This window comes from Streptomyces niphimycinicus (assembly GCF_018883605.1).
In the GTDB taxonomy this organism is placed as follows: Bacteria; Actinomycetota; Actinomycetes; order Streptomycetales; family Streptomycetaceae; genus Streptomyces; species Streptomyces niphimycinicus.
In genome coordinates this window covers 1-4,289 of sequence record NZ_JAHLEM010000148.1, presented here as the reverse complement: position 1 = coordinate 4,289, position 4,289 = coordinate 1, and the positions used below count along the sequence as shown (strand labels likewise).

The window sequence follows — 4,289 nt, the reverse complement described above, 5'->3', positions numbered from 1 at the left end:
GGTCCTGCGCCGCCTGGCCGAAGGGGACCGGGCCGATACGGAGGCCGCTGGGTTGACGACCCCGGTGGAAGCGCAGGTGGCAGGGCGTGCGGTGCTGCTGACCCCGCACCGCGGTGAGACGGGCGACGAGGCCACGCTGCCCGCCGACTATCGCCGGATCCTGGCGATCGTGCGGGCCGCTGGCGGCCCGGTGCAGGTCAGGACGGTGGGTGAGGAACTGGGTCTTGAGGTGGGGGTGCGCGGGAAGCTGGAGCCGTTGCGGGCGAAGATGACCAAGGTCGCTGATCGTGGCTGGCTGCACAAGCGGCCTGACGGGAAGTTCACCGTGCGCCTGTAGTCGCACCGGACCGGAAGCGGCAAGAGGGCGTAACAGGCGTGCCCCCGGCGGCAGTTGAGTTCGGTGTGTGAAGAAAAACAACGACACCGTCGAGGGCCCTGACGGCCTTGTCTACACCGCCCGCTTGCCGCTGTCGAGTGCCACCCTGAACTGGCTCGCCGACCTGTTACGCGGCCACTGCAAGAAGATCGGCTCCAGGTGGCGGTCCCTTCCCGCCGGGAAGATCGCCGGCATCGTGCTGGCGGTGCTGCGCTGTGACCAGCGGCCCGGCGATCTGGCCGGCGGCAACGGGGTGCACCGCACCACCGTGACACGGTGGGTCAGGGAGGTCGTGGGCCTGTTGGCCGCTCGCGCCCCGTGCCTGGACCGCGCCCTGAAGAAGATCGTCCGAAAGGGTGGTGGGGTGGTGTTGCTGGATGGCTCGGTGATACGTACCCGGCGGCGCACCGGGGCCGAGAACCGCAAGAACTACTCGGGCAAGAACAAGTGCCATGGCCTGCTCGTGATTGCGCTCACCGACGACCGGGGCCGGCTGCTGTGGGTCTCCGCGGCCCGGCCGGGGCGGACCTCGGAGATCACCGCCTGCCGTCACGACAAACTCACCGCTCATCTCTGCGACGACCGGACTCGGTGCGATGGCCGACCTGGGGTTCGTCGGCCTCGACGACAGTGATCCCGACGCCGACCCGGCGGTGATCACCGGCTACAAGGCCGCCCGGAACCGGCCCCTCACCCGTGGCCAGAAGCTGTCCAACAAGGCACTGGCCGCGGTGCGCGCCCCGGTCGAGCACGGCTTCGCGCACCTGCAGAACTGGCGCGTCCTGGGCAAGGTCCGCACCGATCCGAGGTGGGAGTGCCGACGTTGTCGGTTGTGGAAGATTTCGAGGTATTCGAAGATCGCGTTGGCCAGTTCCAGGCGAGTGCGCTACGAGCCTCGAAATCACAAATGGCGAGAAAACCCGAACACTCCGGAGACACCTTCCCCGACCCTCACAACAGTTTGACCGCGACGAACGAGCAGGAAGCCGATCCGGGGCCGGGCCGCACCGTCACCGCGGACGCACTGGGCACCGCACTGGCGGCGGCGAAGCAGTACCGGGACATGTGACGCCGACCGGGCGGATCTTTGAGGAAACCGAGCGTCGTGATGTCACTCCAGAAACAGCAGCAGCGCCTCGCCGCGCCGTCCGTCACCGCGTCCGGTCCCACCCGGCAGGAGATCGCGTACCGGGCCGTCCTCGAACTGGCCATGACCGCGATCACGATGTTCGTGGTGGTGACCGTGACCAGGTGGTTCATGGACGGTTTCGACCCGGCGGCGGGCGAGGTGTGGAACAGCCTCCAGGGCCGGATCGTGGTCATGGCGCCGCTGGGCGGCTACACCGTCACCGCGCTCATGCTCTCGCCCGGGGCCGCCGCGCCGGCGGCTACGTCAACCCCGCCATCACCCTGGCCTTGCGGCGCTACCGGCAGATCCCCGGCCGCGCGGTCGCGCCGTACATCGCCGGAGAATTGATCGGCTCCCTCCTCGGCGTGGCGGCGGCCCGCCTCGTCTGGGGCCCGGCCGTAGCAGGGCCCGCCGTGGACTACTCGGTGGTGCGACCCGCACCCGGCTGGCACTGGGCGCCGTCGGCGGGCTCGAAGCCGGCACCATGTTCGCGATGGTGACGATCGCGGGCGTCTTCATCCGCCAGCGCCGCCTCCACCGGCACATCCCCTGGCTGGTGGGCACCATGATCTCCGCGCAAGCCATCGCCTTCGCCACCCGCTCGGGCGGCTCCGTCAGTCCCGCCCGCCAGTTCGGGCCCGCCGTGATGGCCGGCGACGGCCTGACCGGCGCCAAGGTCAACCGCATCGCCCAGGACCTCGCACAGGCCGGGGACGTCGTGGCCACCGCTGCCGCCGAGTTCTCAGGTCGGCGCGGCGTTCGCCCTGGCGGCCATCGCGAGCACCCTGCTGGACCGGCATCTCACCCGCCGTAACCGGCGCGCGACGCCCGCCCGGTCCCGGCGGCCACCGAGGCACCCGAGACCGCCCCCGTCTCCCGGTATGAGCACACCCCCGCAAGACCAATCCCCTCCCCCCCCGCCCCGTCTCGAAAGGACACCTCTTATGCGCACCATCGGACTGATCGGCAGCGGACTGATCGGCGCCGCCGTCGCACGCCTGGCCGTCGACGCCGGCCTCCACGTCGTCCTGAGCAACTCGCGCGGACCCGAGACCCTGGCCGACATCGTCACCGAACTCGGCGACGCCGCCCGCGCCGCCACCCCGGCCGAGGCCGCACAGGCCGCTGACCTCGTCGTGGTCTCCCTGCCCTTCCACGCCCACGACAAGCTCCCCGCCGACGCTCTCGCCGGCAAGACAGTCATCGACACGATGCGCTACTTCCCCGACCGCGACGGCCGCCTCGACGCCCTGGAACAGCGGCGCACCACCAGCAGCGAACTGCTCCAGCGCCACCTGCCCGAGTCACACGTCGTCAAGACGCTCAGCACCATGGACAACCTCCGCCTGTACAGCTCGGCCCGCCCCTCCGGCCACCCCGACCGCGGTGCCCTGCCCGTCACCGGGAACGATGCCAAGGCCAAGGCCGAGGTCGTGCGGTTCATGGACGCCCTCGGCTATGACGCCCTCGACGTCGGCTCGCTCGCGGACATCTGGCGCCACGAGGCCGGCACCCCTATCAACGTCCTGCCCTACGTCGGCGAGCCGCCCAGGGGTATGAGCCAGGAGCAGGCCCACGAGTGGATTTTCAACGGACCATCCGCCGTGGTCAGCACCGCCCGTGTCAAGGACCTCATGGACCAGGCCACCCGCACCGGCCGTGTCGGCCTCTACCTGGAGGACCTCTTCCCGGTCGGCAAGTAACCTCCTCACCCCCATGTTCATGCGCGGCCCTGACAGTGACCTTCACCGGACTATCGCGGTCAACGACCGTGCATGGCTAAAGCCCCTGCTCATCGGGGCCGCTGACAACCCCACCCGCGCGATGGACCAAGCCGCCGCCTGCAGCCGCCGGGACAAGCTGTACGTGAGGTACCGCCGCCGCTGACCACGCGCCAAGGGGCACGACAGGGTGGCGGCCGCCTGCTCCACGCGGCGGAGCGGCGGCCAGCTCTTCGGCGGATCTTCGGAAGGGCCTTGTCAGGGTGGGCGGCTACCGACTCCGCCCCGACCTCCAGGAGAAGAACCGTGTCCCCCGTCCTGCACAACGCCGCGCTCATCACCGCTGCCGGCACCGCCTGGTACGCCGTGGCGATCACGGCCGTCACCGCCGTCGCTGCGCGCAACGCCGACCGCCGCCGCGACGCCCGGGAGGTTCCCAAGGTCCTCGTTCGGCGGAACGCTCGCTAGCCCTCGCCTCCGGTCTGGGACGCCAGCACTGCCCTGCAACCTTGAAGGCCGTTGCCCACAGGGTGACGGCCTTCAAGTGCCTTCTCGGGGCCGCAGCAGCGTAGCGCCGACCAACGAACACCGGTCTCGGCAAGGGCGGCCCTACCAGGCCACCCCAAGGGCCTCCAACTGCCCGAGCTGCTCTGATGACGCTCCAGCTCCGGACTGAGCTTGTCCCGCACGTCGCGCCGCTCGTGTTCTACCCCGAAGCAGCCCGCCTGGCTCAGGCACTGCCGCACGAGAACGCCAGCGCCTACGCCACAGCCTGACCCACGACGAGGACCGCGCCTGGCTGGAACAGGTCGCACTGCTCCTAGACGAGTGGCGCATCCCGGTCATCGGGGGCCTGGACGTGGTCGAGGCCACGGGCCAGCTCCTGCCTGGGCCGCGCGGCGCGGCCCAGGCCGCTGCGGAGCGGCCGGCTCGAAGGCCTCGTCGCCCGTCTCACCGCGGTGCGGGGTCAGCAGCACCGCACGCCCTGCCACCTGCGCTTCCACCGGGGTCGTCAACCCAGCGGCCTCCGTATCGGCCCGGTCCCCTTCGGCCAGGCGGCGCA

General features: G+C 70.6%; 6 protein-coding genes and 1 pseudogene. All 7 read left to right on the top strand.

Translation table 11 applies throughout. The features are described 5' to 3' along the window. Positions 1–337 (top strand): hypothetical protein (locus KN815_RS15045; RefSeq protein ID WP_253208987.1); only part of this gene is annotated, 337 nt, incomplete at its 5' end. Between the two features lie 67 nt (positions 338–404). Further along, positions 405–1,206, top strand: a pseudogene (locus tag KN815_RS15040) (transposase family protein); the annotation flags it as partial. 278 nt (positions 1,207–1,484) lie between these two features. Next, entirely contained in the window at positions 1,485–1,853 is a 369-nt protein-coding gene (locus KN815_RS50330) for a hypothetical protein (protein ID WP_253208985.1), read from the top strand. Continuing rightward, complete coding sequence (locus tag KN815_RS50325; protein WP_253208984.1) at positions 1,793–2,005, top strand: hypothetical protein; 213 nt, start codon at positions 1,793–1,795, stop codon at positions 2,003–2,005. The genes KN815_RS50330 and KN815_RS50325 overlap by 61 nt, the downstream gene beginning before the upstream one ends. Continuing rightward, a complete protein-coding gene (locus tag KN815_RS50320; protein ID WP_253208983.1) occupies positions 1,999–2,319 on the top strand; it encodes an aquaporin in 321 nt (106 codons plus the stop codon). The genes KN815_RS50325 and KN815_RS50320 overlap by 7 nt, the downstream gene beginning before the upstream one ends. A 130-nt stretch (positions 2,320–2,449) precedes the next feature. Continuing rightward, a complete protein-coding gene (locus KN815_RS15030) occupies positions 2,450–3,208 on the top strand; it encodes an NADPH-dependent F420 reductase (protein ID WP_216342443.1) in 759 nt (252 codons plus the stop codon). A gap of 324 nt (positions 3,209–3,532) precedes the next feature. Beyond that, positions 3,533–3,694 carry a hypothetical protein gene (locus KN815_RS15025; RefSeq protein WP_216342442.1) on the top strand — a complete coding sequence of 54 codons (162 nt, stop codon included), beginning with the start codon at positions 3,533–3,535 and terminating at the stop codon, positions 3,692–3,694. Positions 3,695–4,289: the final 595 nt, after the last annotated feature.

Excerpts from the sequence above, each read along its gene's own strand:
- KN815_RS50320 (WP_253208983.1), top strand. The coding sequence starts at position 1,999 with ATGGTGACGATCGCGGGCGTCTTCATCCGCCAGCGCCGCCTCCACCGG.
- KN815_RS15030 (WP_216342443.1), top strand. The coding sequence starts at position 2,450 with ATGCGCACCATCGGACTGATCGGCAGCGGACTGATCGGCGCCGCCGTC.
- KN815_RS50330 (WP_253208985.1), top strand. The coding sequence starts at position 1,485 with ATGTCACTCCAGAAACAGCAGCAGCGCCTCGCCGCGCCGTCCGTCACC.